11 protein-coding genes and 2 tRNA genes are annotated in these 15,903 nt (G+C 57.2%); 3 read left to right on the forward strand and 10 right to left on the reverse strand.

Going from position 1 to position 15,903, the window contains the following annotated elements; translation table 11 throughout:
• Positions 1-87 precede the first annotated feature (87 nt).
• The 8 genes from G8764_RS03055 to G8764_RS03090 all read right to left on the reverse strand — a co-directional run bounded on the left by G8764_RS03055 (position 88) and on the right by G8764_RS03090 (position 11,602).
• Positions 88-1,827 (reverse strand): EAL domain-containing response regulator, encoded by a 1,740-nt coding sequence (locus G8764_RS03055; RefSeq protein ID WP_166161712.1) that lies wholly within the window; start codon positions 1,825-1,827, stop codon positions 88-90.
• Between the two features lie 65 nt (positions 1,828-1,892).
• Positions 1,893-2,327: a response regulator gene (locus G8764_RS03060; protein WP_166161714.1), complete on the reverse strand. Its 435-nt coding sequence runs from the start codon at positions 2,325-2,327 to the stop codon at positions 1,893-1,895.
• The gene (locus G8764_RS03065; RefSeq protein WP_166161716.1) at positions 2,317-4,227 is read right to left on the reverse strand and encodes a sensor histidine kinase, YfiR-like protein-associated; all 1,911 of its coding nucleotides are present in this window, start codon (positions 4,225-4,227) and stop codon (positions 2,317-2,319) included. Before G8764_RS03065 ends, G8764_RS03060 begins: the two co-directional genes overlap by 11 nt.
• Positions 4,224-4,844 (reverse strand): TOL_0243 family YfiR-like periplasmic protein, encoded by a 621-nt coding sequence (locus G8764_RS03070; RefSeq protein ID WP_166161718.1) that lies wholly within the window; start codon positions 4,842-4,844, stop codon positions 4,224-4,226. The genes G8764_RS03065 and G8764_RS03070 overlap by 4 nt, the downstream gene beginning before the upstream one ends.
• Positions 4,819-6,801 (reverse strand): TOL_0244 family TonB-dependent receptor, encoded by a 1,983-nt coding sequence (locus G8764_RS03075; protein ID WP_166161720.1) that lies wholly within the window; start codon positions 6,799-6,801, stop codon positions 4,819-4,821. Before G8764_RS03075 ends, G8764_RS03070 begins: the two co-directional genes overlap by 26 nt.
• A 344-nt stretch (positions 6,802-7,145) precedes the next feature.
• Positions 7,146-11,033, reverse strand: a complete 3,888-nt coding sequence (locus tag G8764_RS03080; protein WP_166161722.1) for a PAS domain S-box protein — start codon at positions 11,031-11,033, stop codon at positions 7,146-7,148.
• A gap of 415 nt (positions 11,034-11,448) precedes the next feature.
• Positions 11,449-11,524, reverse strand: a tRNA-Gly gene (locus G8764_RS03085).
• A gap of 2 nt (positions 11,525-11,526) precedes the next feature.
• Positions 11,527-11,602 (reverse strand) — tRNA-Glu (locus tag G8764_RS03090).
• Positions 11,603-11,966: 364 nt separating this feature from the next.
• Here G8764_RS03090 and G8764_RS03095 point away from each other — a divergent pair.
• Positions 11,967-12,677 (forward strand): hypothetical protein, encoded by a 711-nt coding sequence (locus G8764_RS03095; RefSeq protein ID WP_166161724.1) that lies wholly within the window; start codon positions 11,967-11,969, stop codon positions 12,675-12,677.
• A gap of 77 nt (positions 12,678-12,754) precedes the next feature.
• On the opposite strand, the gene G8764_RS03100 is transcribed toward G8764_RS03095, so the two are convergent.
• Together G8764_RS03100 and msrB are read right to left on the reverse strand one after the other, a co-directional pair.
• Positions 12,755-13,429, reverse strand: a complete 675-nt coding sequence (locus G8764_RS03100; protein ID WP_166161727.1) for a DNA-3-methyladenine glycosylase I — start codon at positions 13,427-13,429, stop codon at positions 12,755-12,757.
• A gap of 7 nt (positions 13,430-13,436) precedes the next feature.
• Entirely contained in the window at positions 13,437-13,880 is a 444-nt protein-coding gene (msrB, locus tag G8764_RS03105) for a peptide-methionine (R)-S-oxide reductase MsrB (protein WP_166161729.1), read from the reverse strand.
• A 207-nt stretch (positions 13,881-14,087) separates the two neighbouring features.
• Between msrB and G8764_RS03110 the strand changes: the two genes are divergently transcribed.
• The gene (locus tag G8764_RS03110) at positions 14,088-15,302 is read left to right on the forward strand and encodes a pyridoxal phosphate-dependent aminotransferase (RefSeq protein ID WP_166161731.1); all 1,215 of its coding nucleotides are present in this window, start codon (positions 14,088-14,090) and stop codon (positions 15,300-15,302) included.
• Positions 15,303-15,433: 131 nt separating this feature from the next.
• The gene (locus tag G8764_RS03115) at positions 15,434-15,838 is read left to right on the forward strand and encodes a hypothetical protein (protein ID WP_243748534.1); all 405 of its coding nucleotides are present in this window, start codon (positions 15,434-15,436) and stop codon (positions 15,836-15,838) included.
• Positions 15,839-15,903: the final 65 nt, after the last annotated feature.

A 15,903-nucleotide genomic window follows, 5' to 3' on the forward strand; every position in this document is an offset into this window, starting at 1 on the left:
TACCCGACTCGCAGTTTCTATATCGCGGGCAGCATGGTATCCAGTCAAATGTTACTCCTCAACGCCGTCTCGTATGCCCGGTCACAGTTAAAACAATCGCGCTGCATAAGGCTTGTGAGCGGTGAGAATTGCCCCCATATCTTCCGCCGGCAGCGGCTGCTGAAAATAATAGCCTTGCACCAGCTGGCAGCCCTGGTTGCGCACGAAGTTGAGCTGCTCAGCAGTTTCCACCCCTTTGATCACCGCCGCTATATTCAGGTTCGAAGCCAGCGACAGCATACTCTGCACCAGCGCTGTATCAATGAGATTACCGGGAACTTCGCGGATAAACTGCGGATCGAGTTTTATGGTATCGATTTGGGTATTTCTGAAACTGTTAAAAGTGAATTTACCAGTACCGAAATTATCCAGGCAAACGGATATACCCAATTGATGCAGCTTGTTCATTGCCTCGCATACCATGTTGGGGTTTTGTGCCATGCTGTCGTCGGCAATTTCCAATACCAGGCAGCTGCTTTCCAGGCCGACTTCCCGCAACACTTTCTCTATCCACCCACAGAGGTTTTTCTGGCGCAGCTGGTAGGCTGAAAGCTTGACCGCAATGCGCGCGTCCAGGACCGCGCCATAGGCAACCCGCCAGTGTTTGAACTGCCGCAGCGCTTCCTTCAACAGCCACTCACCCAGCGGCAGGATCAGGCCGGTCTCCTCGGCTACATGTATAAACTGTTCAGGCAACAGTTCCCCGTGCCCCTTGCGATTCCAGCGCAGGAAGGTTTCCAGGCAGTGTACCCGTCCGGTCAGGATATCCACCTGGGGCTGAAAATAGAGACTGAAGTCCTGGCGATTAATGGCACTGCGCAGGTCGTTTTCGATATTGAGCCGCTCCTGGGCCTCCCGGGCGATGGCCGATGAGAAAAACTTGAACGATTTGCCCCCGGCCTTGCTCACCTTGCGCATGGTCAGGTTGGCGTTTTGATAGAGAGTATCAATCGAGTCACCGTGCAGCGGGTATATACTGACCCCAATGCTTGAACTGATGTCAATATCGTAGCCCCACAGCTTGATCGGCTCACTCGTATAAGTGCTGATTTTTTTGACCTTCTCCACCAGTTCACTCTGGAACTCTACGTCGGGCACAATAATGGCAAATTCATCGCGTGGAATACGGGCGACCACCACGCCGTTGCGCATTCGCTCTTTTAAACCGCGAGTCACCTGGCGCAACAATTCATTGCCCGCCTCCACCCCGAAGTTATCCACCGTTTCCTGGTAGCGATCCACCTGGACAGTAATGACCCCCACCATCGTGTCCTGTTGCGCAGCTTTCTTAATGGCCTTGTCCAGCAGACTGACAAAGTGCGCGTAGTTTGGCAGCCCGGTCAGGCTGTCGAACAGCGAATTGAAGCGCAGCCTGGCCTCCACATCCTTGCGTAAAATACGGTCCTGCGCCGACGCCAGTTCCCGGGGTACCGCCACTGACAGGCGCTCCAGGTTGCCTTTGACAATATAATCCTGGGCCCCCATCCTGATGGTTTCGACCGCCTTGTCTTCCCCCATGGTCCCCGACACAAAGATAAACGGCACATCCTGGTCCTGCTGGCGCACAATCTGCAACGCCGCCAGGCCGGAAAACGACGGCATGGTGTAATCGGCAAAAATCATCTGCCATTCACCGGGTGAGTTAGCCAGCGCCTGCTGCAGATCCTCCTCCCGGTCGAGAGTGGTGTAATCGGGCTCATAGCCGATTTTTTGCAGGTGCCGCACCAGCATTAAAACATCGTCTTCATTGTCTTCAATGATCAACGATCGCAATGGGATTTTATTCAAAATACCTTCCCCTACATCAGTCACGCTTATTTACGCTATTCGAGAAACCAGCCAATCCTGGAGGGCTAATATGGCAGCTCGTTCAACAACAGCCAGTACATTCCAAGGTGACCCACGGCCGTTACAAACTCGTTGAAATCTACCGGCTTGCGCACATAGCTGTTAGCGCCGAGATCGTAACCCCTGATCAAATCCTCTTCGTGTTTGGAGGATGTCAGGATCACTACCGGCAATTTTTTGGTCACCGGATTGGCCCGCAACTGCTTCAATACTTCCAGGCCATCGATTTTCGGCAATTGCAAATCCAGCAGCATCACCGCCGGTAACTGCTGTATATTTCGCCCCGCGTAGCTATCTTTTCCGAACAGATAGTCCAGTGCTTCAATCCCATCACGCGCCACCACTATCTCATTGGTCATGCCGCTTTTTTTAAAGGCTCGCAGCGCCAACGCTTCATCGTCGGGGTTATCCTCCACAAGCAATATCGGATTAGTATTCAATAGCCTTCTCCTTTGGCGATAACGTAAAATAAAACACTGCACCCCGGCCCACTTTCGCCTCAGCCCAGATGTGGCCGCCGTGACGGCGAATTATACGCTGCACCGTGGCCAACCCCACCCCCGTACCGGGAAAATCGCGCGCGTCGTGCAGGCGCTGAAACGCGCCAAACAAGCGCCCGGCGTGGTTCATGTCAAAGCCGGCGCCATTGTCCTTAATATAGAACACCCCCGCATTGTCAATATTACAGGCACCAAACTCAATCCGCGCGCGCTCGCACTTGCCCGTATATTTCCAGGCGTTGTTAAACAGGTTTTCCAGCGCAATACGCAGTAAACGCTCATCACCATTGGCGGTCAAATCGGCCTGCACCTGCACATCCAGTTGGCGTTGCGGGTCTTTGTCCCGCAAATCCTGGAGGACCTCGTTCGCCATCCCGGTCAAGTCCAGCTTGGTGGAATTGAAATCGGCGCGCGTGACACGGGCCAATTTCAGCATGTCATCAATAAGCATCCCCATGCGCTGGGCCGCCGCGCGCACCCTGGCGAGATAATCTTGCCCGGTGCTATCCAGTTTGTCGTTATAATCTTCCAGCAGTGCCAGGGCGAATCCATCGATGGAGCGCAGCGGCGAGCGCAAATCGTGGGAGACCGAGTAACTGAAGGCCTCCAGTTCCTTGTTGGCGTTTTCCAGCTCCAGGGTTCGCTCCATCACCCGCCGTTCAAGATCGGCGTTCAATTGGCTGATCTCTTGTTGTGCCAGCACCCGCTCGTGCACATCTTCTATAGTTCCCATCCAATCCAGCGGAATACCTTCGTGCGCCAGCAGCGGTACCGCGCGCACACTGACGTGTCGGTAGTCCTCGCTTTCGCCATGCCACAAGCGTAATTCAACCTCAAATTCATGAGCCGCATCGGCGGCGACCTTCCAATAGTGTTTGAGCTCGGGCAAATCGTCCGGATGAAATGCGTTCAGCCATTCCAGCCCCAGGTATTGTTCCGCCACCTGGCCGGTATAATTCTCCCAGGAGGATTGCTTGCTGATAAATTCGCCTTTGGCATTAGCCCGCCAGACCACGGTGGTCAGGGTAGTGACCAGGGTCCGATAACGCAACTCACTGTCGCGCAGCGCCTGCTCGGCATCACGGCGCTCCTGAATTTCACTGGACAAACGACTATAGGAGTTTTCCAGTTCACGGGTGCGGCTACCGATTTCCTCAAGCATACTATTGAAAGCATCCACCAGGTATCCGGTTTCATCATCTGTGGTTTTTTCGGCGCGCAGACTGTAATCGCGCTGCCTCACCACCTGCTGCGCCAATTCCGTGACGCGTAGTATAGGCTCGGTTACCCGCGACTGGATCCAGCGCAACATCAGCATCGATACAATCAAGGCCAGCGCTGCGACCCCGAGCACAATGCCCAGATCGCGCACTAGCCGCGGCAAGAACTGATACTCTGCCGCCATGTATATACTGCCCACCTCCTCCCCATTAAACAGGATTGGCTGCAGCAGCAATATCTGCTCCCTGCCCACTTCCAATTCACCATCGGCGGGCAACTTAAATACGGCATTCGCAGGTACGCCGGCGGCAGTATATTCGGCGAACAGGGTTGCACCGGGGGTGTAAAGTCGTGCCGCTTTAATTTGCGGCCGCAGTGTCAGCAGCGCCAGCCGCTCACCAGCCACCTTGGGGTCATCGAACTGCAGCGTGGCAACGCTGGCCTGGCCAATCAGGTCTGCCTGGGTAGTGAGGTCCTGCAAAACCCGTTCACGATAGTCCGTCAGGTCATAATAGGTATTTATCAGCCCGGAAATAAACAGCGCCGCAAGGGTGATAAGTATCACCCCCTTGGTCAACTTCTGCCGAATGGATCCGGTGACAAAACGCTTCGGTTTCACTCGACCTTCCTGATGCGGCGGGCCACCAGCAACAATTGCGAACTGATACTCAAACCCTGCTCGGCAGCGACAACCAGATCCACATCAAAGCGCAGGCGGGCATCTTCCGGCACAAAGTTTATGCCGATACCCGGGGTCAGTTCCGCCGCACTGTCGGCCACCACTAATACCGGCTTGTTCTGTACCCGACTCCACCAATCCGGCTCAGCGGCCAGGGCCGCCTGGCCCAGGAACAACAAATGAATGCCGTCGATATCATCCCCGGACTTGATCCGCCGCACCTGGACTTCGCGCCCATTAATCCGACGCCCTACCACAACCTGTTCCAATTCCCCGGCGACACGCTTTTCGGCCGCCACCCCGATAACCAGCGGCGCACTGGCATCGGCAAAGCTGGCCGCCGGCCATTCCACGTAGATGCAAAACTTGTACAAAAACGCCGCCTTCAGGCGCGTTGCCGCGGTCGCATCAGTGCCACTCGCAGCAACTGCAGTCACGGCCGGTACCAGCAGCAAGCTCACCAACAACCACTCCAGCAGCCGCGGCCGTCCGCGCGCTGAAATGGCGAATAAAATTCGCTCCAGCATCGGTTTAAAATTTCTGCGATAGTTGTACATAGACGCTGCGTTCTATTTCACTGCGCATAACTGCATTGCCAAACTCAGGCCGCTGCGAATCAAACAGGTTGCGCATCGACAGGGACACCCGGGTGCCATCGGTCGGGTACCAGGCAAAATTGGCGTCGAAACTGTTATAGGCCGGCACGGCGAAGGTCGCCAACTGCGCCACATGGCGCAGGCTCAGGTCGAGTTGAAAGTTGTCACCGAGATCCATGCTTGAGCGCAGGAACCACTGATGGGAAGGATCGTTGACTTCGCCCCTGCCGCCGTTCAAATCCGCGCTGCCCGCTTTCATGCGCACGTCTTCCCGCAGCAAGGTACCGCCCGCGCTCAGCCGCCAGTGTGCACGCGGCTGGTATTCACCCCAGAATTCCAGCCCGTAGCTGTCCGCCTCGAGACCATTGGCAAACACCAGCTGGCCGGAGCCGACCGGTTCCAATGAGCGAATATCGTCGTACTGATGATAGAAAGCGGTCACTGAACAGGTTAAATTGGGTAACAGCAAACCGCGATAACCGGCCTCCACCGAGTTGAGCCGCTCAGACTCAAACTCCGGCCCCCCCAGCAAGCGGGGGTCCTCCCGTGGCGCAAACGCATCCCGGTCCAGCCGCGACGGTGAGCGCAATGCCTGCGCTGCCGATGCCCACAGTAAATTGTCCGCCGTCACCTCCCAGGCCAGGCGCACATTAGGCATAACTTCCAGGTGGGTGTAAGTGTTGTATTCCAACCGAACCCCGAGCGAGAGTCTCAGGTTTTCCTGCAAGCTGATTTCATCACGAACAAACAGGCTGCTCCACTCCAGCTTTCGGCGCGCCGGCAGAAACGCCAGCACAGGGCTGCTGCTGACGTCGTCCCAGGCGGCGCGATAATTGACGCCCCAGACTATGTCGTGCGCTGCGCCCAATTCGATTTGCTGTTGCAATTCCAGATCGAGAATATCCAGCGTTTCGGCAAACACACCAGGCTGATCCCTCTCAGTGTGATCGTAATAGGCTTGCAGCTGCAAACGGGAGTTATTTTCAAGCTCCGATTGCCAGCGACTCAACAGGTTGACGCCCTGAATTTCGATGTTGTCCGCGTCCAGCTGCTGCTCCCGGCCGTCGTACACATCGCCTTGCAAGGTAAGCTGGCCTGCCACTTCCATGTCCACCCGGAAGCCCAGCTGGGCCCGGTGCCAGTCATCACCCGCAGCGGCGCCATCGGCAAATTGCGACTCCTCGCCATTGAACAGTTTGGCATATACCCTATAGTCGCCACCTGCGGCCAGCGCCCCGCCATGCCGCACAACCAACTGCTGCTCCAGGTTACCCGCCCCCAGCACCAGCAAATCACCCCGGCTTGCTGCCGCCCCACGGGTGATTACATTGATAACACCGTTGACAGCATTGCTGCCCCAGATCACCGCCGCCGGCCCGCTCACAACTTCGATGCGTTCGACGTCGGCCAGCACCACATCCTGCGCGTCCCAGAACACCCCGGAAAATAGCGGCGTATAGGCAATCCGACCGTCAATAAGTACTTGCAGTTTATTGGCCGCGGTAGAATTGAAACCCCGGGCGCTGATAGCGTAGCGACTGGCGTCGATCCGCGCCACTTGCAGGTTGGGCGCCAGGCGCAGCGCCTCAGGCAGACTCACCGCGCCGCTGCGGCGAATATCGTCTGCGGTAATAACGAAAACCGAGGCCGCCACCGAAGACAGTTTTTCCGGCTTTTTGGAGACTGAACTGATCTCCAGGCTGGCCAACTCTTCCAGGCTCAAATCCAGCAAGTCGCGGGTTGAATAGTCAAACTCACCCGCAGAGACGGTGGCGCTCAGCGAGAACAGCAGCATCGCCAGTTTTGTGTGCACCCGGCAACGCGACCAGCTCGCGCCACCCTGCAGTGCCAATCTCCGACTCTTGTACAACTGCCACAGTAATGTGACAACCTGAATGCGGCGATCCGATATCAACATGCTAACAGACCTGTACTCTAATTATTGGGTAACCCCACCACTCCACAGCCGCTCAATAACACACGCCTGCAGGGTGTATCGCCCGTATTGTGAACAGATATATTCAAACAGCCATTTCCTCAGACGCCACAGACCTTTTTGCTAATGACTGCAATTTCACCGAATATTTTTCACAGACTGCTACCCCTGGCCGTGCGACAGCTTGCCTCGTATTAGTGTAGTCCAGCCAAAACGACTAACCAGTCGCAGATGAGAATATTTACACTATTTATTACTTTCCACCGCTGTGTGGGTTCGCTCCCACCAGAACCTGCGATTTATGGATGGACACCCTTCAATCCCGATTACCGGGCCCTGATATAAGTCGCCACACGTGCCATCTCCGCCTTGCATGCGGCCACCTCTGGCGCCAGGCTATGGGCGCTACCGGTATTGGCGATTACCTCGATCGACTCGAACGACTCCGCCAGGCGCAGAGCACCAACGGCTCGAGCAGATGACTTGATCTTGTGCGCTATGCCTTTGATTTTGTCGATGTCCTGGCGCTGGTAAGCCAGCTCTATCTCCGCCACCGCGTTGCTGCCGTAGCGCAAAAAATCCTGCAGAAACTCGTAAATGTCATCCGAATCATCGCCTATTAACAGCGTCAACTCGGCAATATCAACCGGCAGCGCTGCCGGCTCCCGCTCGACCCGGGCGGTGTCAGCTTGCTCGCACTCGTCCACCTCCGCAGGCATCCATTTTTGTAGCGTCGCCTGCAGATCATCCAATCGCACCGGCTTGTCCAGGCAGTCGTCCATGCCCAGTGCCATGTACTTGTCGAGATTGCCCTGTATTTTGTCAGCGGTCAGAATAATTATGGGCATATGTGCCCCGACCTTTTCCTCGGCCCGAATGACCCTGGTCAACTGGTAACCATCCATCTCTGGCATGTGCAAATCGGTCAATAACAGCGCGTAATTACCGCTGCGCCACAATTCCAGCGCCCGCTCACCGTTGACTGCGATATCGGCGGCATAGCCCAGTATTTCCAGCTGCCGCACAATCACCTTTTGGTTGATCTCATTGTCTTCGGCCACCAGAATCAGGCTGCCTTTGCTCAGGGCTTCAGCCCTGCCCGGTGCAACCACGGCAGGTATAGCGGGCTTTGCGCTTGCCGCATTTGCCGCCCCCGGCTGACCGCTGACGCAGGCTATTGCACCCAGCAGCACACTGCGCCGCAACACATTGCCATCCAGCGCCACATAGTCCGCCTCGATGATCCGCGGGCTGCGCCGGGGACCGCGACCAATTACCACAAAGCGCAGCTCAACCCCGTTTTGCCTGCGCAGCGCCTGGCGCACTTCACTGGGCAGGGGGGACTCATCTTCGGTATCGATTACACAGATATACTGTCCTTGCCCCAAGCGCTGCAACTGCGCGCTGGCCTCCGCCAGATCATCGCAACGAACCACCGTGGCACCGGCGTGATTGAGGTAGGCAGCCAGGTCTTCGGCCATACTGGAGAGGCCGCCAACCACCAGGCAGGAAGTCGTCAAATCCAGCGACAGACGCGGTTCCACTGCAGCTTCGGCGGCTGTCGCGTCAATCGCCAGTGGCAAGACCACAGTGAAAACAGTGCCGCTGCCCGGCGCACTCTGCACCGTGATATCGCCGTCCATAAGATCAACCAGGTGTTTGGTAATAGCCAAACCCAAACCGGTACCGCCGAAACGCCGGGTGGTTGAGCCATCCGCCTGTTTGTAGGCCACAAACAGGCCGGCCAGAGTTTCACTGTCCATGCCGATGCCGTTGTCCGCAACGCGCAACTCCAACATCAATTGCTTGTCGGTTTGCGATAGCGCCCTCGCCCTGACGGTGACATTGCCGTGCTCCTGCTCACTGGAAAATTTCACCGCGTTGCTTACCAGGTTGAGCAGAATCTGCCGCAGCCGCACTTCATCACCGACAATTCCCGCAGGCAGCCTGGGGTCCACAAACATGGTCAGCTCAACGCCTTTGGCGGTGGCCAGGTTATCCATCATCAGGCAGGACTTTTCCACCACGCCGACCAAACAAAACAGGCGCCTTTCCAACTCGACGCCCCCGGCTTCGATCTTGGAGATATCCATGATGTCATTGATGATATCCAGCAGTGACAATGCCGACACCCGTACCAGTTGCATCATATCCCGCTGCTGCTGGTTGAGCGTGGTTTGTTCCAGCACATCGATCATGCCCACTACCCCGTTCATCGGCGTGCGAATCTCGTGGCTCATAGTGGCCAGAAAAGTCGATTTCGCCCGGTTCGCGCGCTCGGCTTCGTCTTTGGCTTCGCGCAACTGGCGATTGGTGTCATTCAGTTCCCGGGTGCGCGCTTCGACTCGCTCGGCCAGGCGCTTGCGTTCGTCATCAATTTTTTGGTAAGCGGCGCGCAGTTCCTCCGACGTGCGTCGCAGCTCCTGCTCGGCCTGGTGTCGCTCACTGATATCTCTCTCAAGGCAAATAAAAGTCGGGGCGCCACCCACCGGGGCTACATACTGCAAGTGGACTTCTACCGGCACCAGCGAGCCATTTTTACAGCGATTGCGGCTGGAATAATGGCGGGAGCCGCCGCGATTTTGCAACAAGGGTTCGACCAGTTTTGCAAATGCCAACGAGTCAAACTCCGGTTCTATATCCATCGGCGTCATCGCCAGCAACTCCTGCCGGCTGTAACCCAACTGCCTGACCGCCCCTTCATTGGCGTAGGTAATTTGCAGGGAATCCGGATCAAAGATAAACGCCGCATCATCGGCGGCATCAAGTACCGCCAGCGCTTCGTACATGGCCTGTTCCGATAGTCGCATCTCGGTAACGTCGTGCATGGTAAGCACAGCCCCGCGCCGGCAGCCATAACCATCCACCAGGGGCGCGGCGTTGGCGATAACTTGTCGAACCTTGTTGCCAGCTACCGCAAGCCTGGCTTCCAGCCCTTTAACGCTCTCACCATCCAGGGCCCTGGACAACATCACTTGCGGCGGCTCGCGCGAATCACTCCGCGCCCGCAACTGGTTGAGTATTTTTGCGGCGTTTACCTCGCCCTCATCGTCACCCAGGTTAAACCACTCCCGCGCCGATTGATTGCACAAAAAAACATCGCCGTCTTCATCGCAGGCAATAACTGCTTCGACCAGGTTCTCCAGCAGCAAGCGATTCAAAACTTGTTGCTGTTCCAACTCAAGCGTACGCTGATCGACCCGAGCCTCGAGCTCTTTATTAAAGTCACTGATTTTTTGCTTGCTTTCCAGCAGCGCCTCTTCAATGACTTTTCTATCGGTAACGTCCTGGTTGGCACCGTGTACTGCGCTGACCTGCCCGGCGCCATTCCTGATCAGTTGCCGGCGCACCACCATATGCCTGGCCTCACCGTCGGGACGCAGTATCCGATGACTGAACTGGCCCGGTTCCGCAGAGCAATCAGCAATAGTAAACGCCACCAGGTTTGCCATAACCCGCGGCCGGTCGTCCGGGTGGCAGAAGCGCTTGATGTATGTATTGGCAGACATTTGATAACCGCCTTCACGCTCGACCGTGGTGCCATACAGCGCGTAAAAGCGATCGTTAAAAGTGTAAACGCCGCTGCGCGGATCAAATGCCCAGTGCGCAACAGCCGCCAACTCCATGGTGTCATTGAGTAGGCTGGCGCTGGCATAGGTATCCCGCCCCTGCAGCAGCATCAGCAGCAGCGGGCCAACTAACAGTACCCCGAGTACATCTCCCGCCCACCAGCTCAACCAGTGACCCAACAGTGTGCCCTCGACAATGGCTCCGGAATAGTAGAGTGCAGCCAGTCCCAGCGTGGCGCCTGTCAGGCAGATTACCGGCCCCGCCAGCAGTAAGAAGAGCCAGAGGGCCCGATCCGACGGAAAGCTGAGCAGCGAGCCCGAGAAATAGCGCTGTCTTACAAGGGTTATCAATATTGCCTGCAGGGTTGCAGCGGTTGCCACCAATACGCCGCTCCAATGGAAGCGCAGTGATTCGTCAACCAGCAACCAATTGCCAACCAATGCCCCCAACCAGATGCCGGGCCAATAGTGACGCCCCTTGAGCAACAATAGCGCCCAGGCAACGCCCGCCGCCGGCCAAAATGGTGATGCCAGCCCGGAGGGGAGTGCGAGCAGGCGCCCTAACCCAACGGCGGCCACATAGGCCAGGGCAACCAGGCAAATGGTCAGCAGGTATTGATAATGACGTTTTAGGGGGTGGGTCATACTGAGAGCGCCAAAGTCCATTTTGCGGTTGAACGACTGCGGCACACCAGGCATACCCCGCCAGTTCGGATAGATACTTTATATATAGATTGCGGAATCGCAATATGCAACGTACAAGAGCGGATTTTGTCGTCGCAATCGAGGTTTTTGACGCCTCCTACTGAGACTACCGCGCTGAGACTAGCGAGAGCCCCAATAACAACCGCCGAAAATAACCCGGCCCGGCGAGCGGGCGAGTTGAGCCGCATCGGGCGCCGACTGGTGTACCAACGGGTTGCGGCTGCAGAGGCCTGCGGCAACAGTGGATGCTAAAGCAATAGCAAGGCTGAAACTCGATACCCGCCCGACTGAGAACCGGCGGCTTTTTAAACGCAAACTGCCAGATCAGGCAAAACCCGATCTGGCAGTTATAATTTGGAGCGGGAAACGAGACTCGAACTCGCGACCCCAACCTTGGCAAGGTTGTGCTCTACCAACTGAGCTATTCCCGCAATGGCGTCCCCTAGGGGAGTCGAACCCCTGTTACCGCCGTGAAAGGGCGGTGTCCTAGGCCTCTAGACGAAGGGGACCCTGGACCTCCTGACGACCTGTTGTCTCCAGAAGCGGGGCGCATTCTAAGGAGACAGCCCACCTCTGTCAACACCGAGTTTTATTTTTTTTTATATTTTATAACAAGCACTTAGCTGGGGGCCCGAATTGGCCGGGCAGCGCCCTCCAAAGCCCTGCAAGGAGTGCGGGATTGGAGATAAAGGCAATAGCTGCAGATGGGGCTATACTGACATATATGACGTGGAAATCCTCAGTGGGTGCCGACCGCAAAAATACGCCAGCGAGTATGCAAGGAGCCACAGCCACCTGCAGCAATACCGTTTGAACGGTTGCTCGGCCGCACCAGCCCGAGCCTCACTAAAACATTTGGACCAACCAATAGCAATGTCGACAACTATCACCATCGCGCTCATCATCGCCCTCGCAGTCGCCTTCCTCGCCTACGCCTTCGTGTCGCAAACCCTGGACCGCAAGCGCAAACAGCGAGCGCGGATCATCACCGCCCTGACGTCCCGCAGCCGCGATTTCAAGCGTATGCTCAACAGTTTCCCCCCCGGCTTCCTCAGCACTGGCCTGAACACCTTCCTGCACCAATCCCTGGTGGACATTAGCCGTCAATTGTGTGAACTGGAGAAGACCAACAACACCCACCAGGAAGACCTGGCGCTCTACCGTGAATACCTGGAGGCGGCCAGGCGCCCGCCCCAGGCCAGCCGCCGCACGCCACTCGACTCCCTGCAAAAAGCCAGGGAGGCCAGGGCACTGCTGCAGGACTTGCACACTCTCGCCACCCAGCAACGGCAAAAGGGCGCGCTGGATGAGCCATTGCTGAAACAGTACGAGAACGAACTCAGGATTATGGCCTTGCAGATAACCGTCGACGAGTGCCTGCTCAACGCCCACCGGGCCGAGAGCAAGGGCAAGCTGCAACTCGCGGTGCATCACTACGCCCTGGCCCACAAACTGCTCAGCCAGGAAAACAGCGACGGCCACTACGGCCGCCAGCTGGCCGACATCAGCCAGTCCCTGCTGCGCCTGCAGGCCTCTCCGGAGGTTCGCGAATCGGGCCTCGACCTCGAACAGGACCAGGGTTGATATCACAACCCGCTGGCGCGCTACCAGGTTTGCAAAGCCAACAATGATTAACTGTGAAACCAGGGTTAACGGCGTAACTACAGACTATTGGCGGTAAAGGAGACGATTCGGCTGATGGCTGCCAGGCTGCGGCCGGACTCCTCTGCCCAGCGATTAAAGGTGGCCTGCACCGCCGCCAGGTCGCGCTTGCTAGTCGGCATCTTAGTGACCACCGCCTCCGCTTTCAGGACACTGACCACGTCGTCGGTGAGCAGAAAGGTATCCTTGCCCACCATGCGCAAAAACCGCGGCGCCGACTGCCCTCCGAGTTGGGCTCCCTGCTTTTTCAGCAATAGCCACAGCTCGACGATCGACTCCCCCGGCCAGGCGGCGATAAAATTGCCAAAGCAGCCGTGTTGCTTACTCACTTCCAACATCCAGCTGGCATTGGCGCGCACCGCCTTGATCTTGCCGAAATGCCGGATAATGTTCGGGTTGTGCGCCAGCGTTTCCAGTTCGTCATCCGCCAGCATCGCCACCCGCCAGGGATCAAAGCCGTGAAACGCCTGTTCGAACGCGGGCCACTTGGCGTCGACCATGGAGTGCTTCAGACCGGCGCGAAAAATACGTCGACTCAGCTCCGACAAATAGCGGTCATCGGTGAGCTCGCACAACTCCTGGCTGGTGCGCACCTCGGGCAGGCCGGCCTCTACTGCGCGAGCGCTGCCCTTGTGCAGCACCGCAGTGGCATAGACAGACTGAAAACTGCGCATCGCCGACTCAGTCTTCGGAGGACGGATCGAGCAGGATCGAGGCTGAGTTAATGCAATAGCGCAGGCCGGTAGGCTGGGGGCCATCCGGGAACACGTGGCCCAAATGACAGCCGCATTTTTGGCACATCACCTCGGTGCGCCGCATGCCAAAACTGGTATCGGTTTCTTCCGCCACCGCGGCCTCGTCCAGCGGCTGGTAAAAACTGGGCCAGCCGCAGCCGGCGTCGAACTTGGTGCCCGATTCAAACAGCGGGGTGCCACAGCAGCGGCACTGGTATTGACCCGCCGTGGTGGTATTCCAGTACTCCCCGGTAAAGGCACGCTCGGTGCCTTTTTCCCGGCAGACATGGTATTGCTCGGGGGTCAGCTTGTCGCGCCAGTATTCGTTATCCTGCAGGGCGGCCTCGAAATCCGTTTTGCCGGCATCGTTTTTTGGTGTTTGATCTGCCATAATTCGCTCCTTTTTACGTTATATGAAGCCTCTGCCACATTCGACAAAGAATAATGCAGGCGCTGCTTTAAATTCAGACCAACATGCCGCCCATTGGTTTACTTGCTCAAGGCCGCCTCGTCATTAACCGCGACAGCGTTTTTTCGGGCCCCTGCAACAAGTAGCACGCGGCAGCACTTTTGCCCACTCGATCGCATGGTAATGTAAATGCAACGCATTGATAAATCCGAAAAACTCCACGGTGTCTGTTATGACATTCGCGGCCCGGTGCTGGACTACTCCCAACGCCTGGAGGAAGAAGGCCACAAAATCATGAAGCTCAATATCGGCAATCCGGCGCCGTTCGGCTTCGAGGCACCGGATGAAATCATTCTGGACGTGATCGCCAACTTGCGCAATGCCCAGGGTTACTGCGAGTCTCACGGCCTGTTTTCGGCACGCAAAGCCATTATGCAAGAGTGCCAGCAACTGCGCATACCCGATGTCGAGATCGACGATATCTACCTTGGCAATGGCGTCAGTGAGCTGATCGTCATGTCGATGCAGGCGCTGCTCAACAACGGCGACGAGATTCTTATCCCCTCCCCCGATTACCCGCTCTGGACCGCAGCGGTGACCCTGGCCGGCGGTACCGCCGTGCACTACCTGTGTGACGAGCAAGCCGAGTGGTTTCCGGACCTGGACGATATCAAATCGAAGATCAACAGTCGCACTCGCGGCATCGTGCTGATCAACCCCAACAACCCCACCGGGGCGGTCTACAGCCAGGCATTGCTGGAGCAAATCGTGGAGCTGGCCCGGCAGCACAACCTGATTATTTTTGCCGATGAAATCTACAGCAAGATCCTCTACGACGACGCCGAGTTTGTGCCCATGGGCCGGCTCGCCACCGATGTGCTCTGTGTGACTTTCAACGGCCTGTCGAAGTCCTACCGGCTGGCCGGGTTTCGCTCCGGCTGGATGATCATTAGTGGCGCCAAGTACCAGGCCTCGGGCTATATCGAGGGCCTCAACATGCTCTCGTCCATGCGCCTGTGCGCCAATGTGCCGGCCATGCTCGCCATCCAGACCGCACTCGGTGGCTACCAGAGCATCAATGAGTTGATTCTGCCCGGTGGACGCTTGCGCGAGCAGCGGGATATGGCCTGGAGCCGATTCAACGACATCCCCGGGGTCAGTTGCGTCAAACCCAAGGGCGCACTCTACCTGTTCCCGCGCCTTCATCTCGACCGCCACAAGATCCACAACGACCGGCAGATGGTGCTCGATTTCCTGGTGCAGCACAAAATCCTGCTGGTGGAAGGCACGGCCTTCAACTGGAAAGAGCCGGACCACTTCCGGGTGGTGTTTTTACCGCGGGTGGACGAACTGGAGCGCGCGACAACCAAATTTGCCGAGTTTATCGGCCGTTACCAGCAGTAGCTGGCAATCCGGAAGCACTGCCATAGCGCCGCTTTGGCAGTGCCTATGATCGGAAGTGCCTATGGCCGGAACAGGAGGAACAAACGCTGACTGACATTCATATCGACGACTTTTACAAAGACGCCGGCAAGATGCTGGTGTGGCTGTACCGTTCCTTTCCGCGCAAAAGTATGTTGCTGGTGGAGGACATCAGCGGCCCCGACACCCCGGATGAATATGGCCTGCACAGCCAGCGCCATCAATCCTGTTTCGGCGCCGCCCTGTGGCTGGCGGAGTCCGGTTACATTCGCTACCAGGACTGCATTCGTCAGGAGGGGCTGGACCAAGTCATCTTGACCCACAAGGCCTTTACCCTGCTGTCGGCGCGGGCCACCTTTATCAGCGAGGACGCCTTTAGTGACCGCAGCCTGCCCACGTCCGTGCAGGAAAACCAGCAGACCAACATTCACCAACTGCGCCAGGCCCTGAATTCCGGCGCCTCGCAACAGATTCGCCAGGTGATGCAGCACCTGCTGCTGCAGTCGCGCCACCACTGAGCGGCGGCGGTAAAAGCTGCCCGGCGACGGCATGGTGCCGGTTGCCGCCCGGACTTTAGCTAGCG

The sequence above is a fragment of the Pseudomaricurvus alcaniphilus genome, assembly GCF_011440395.1.
GTDB lineage: Bacteria > Pseudomonadota > Gammaproteobacteria > Pseudomonadales > Cellvibrionaceae > Pseudomaricurvus > Pseudomaricurvus alcaniphilus.

Coding starts and splice junctions, on each gene's coding strand:
- msrB (WP_166161729.1), bottom strand. CDS start 13,880: ATGGCAGATCAAACACCAAAAAACGATGCCGGCAAAACGGATTTCGAG.
- G8764_RS03110 (WP_166161731.1), top strand. CDS start 14,088: ATGCAACGCATTGATAAATCCGAAAAACTCCACGGTGTCTGTTATGAC.
- G8764_RS03115 (WP_243748534.1), top strand. CDS start 15,434: ATGCTGGTGTGGCTGTACCGTTCCTTTCCGCGCAAAAGTATGTTGCTG.
- G8764_RS03070 (WP_166161718.1), bottom strand. CDS start 4,844: ATGTACAACTATCGCAGAAATTTTAAACCGATGCTGGAGCGAATTTTA.
- G8764_RS03100 (WP_166161727.1), bottom strand. CDS start 13,429: ATGCGCAGTTTTCAGTCTGTCTATGCCACTGCGGTGCTGCACAAGGGC.
- G8764_RS03080 (WP_166161722.1), bottom strand. CDS start 11,033: ATGACCCACCCCCTAAAACGTCATTATCAATACCTGCTGACCATTTGC.
- G8764_RS03075 (WP_166161720.1), bottom strand. CDS start 6,801: ATGTTGATATCGGATCGCCGCATTCAGGTTGTCACATTACTGTGGCAG.
- G8764_RS03095 (WP_166161724.1), top strand. CDS start 11,967: ATGTCGACAACTATCACCATCGCGCTCATCATCGCCCTCGCAGTCGCC.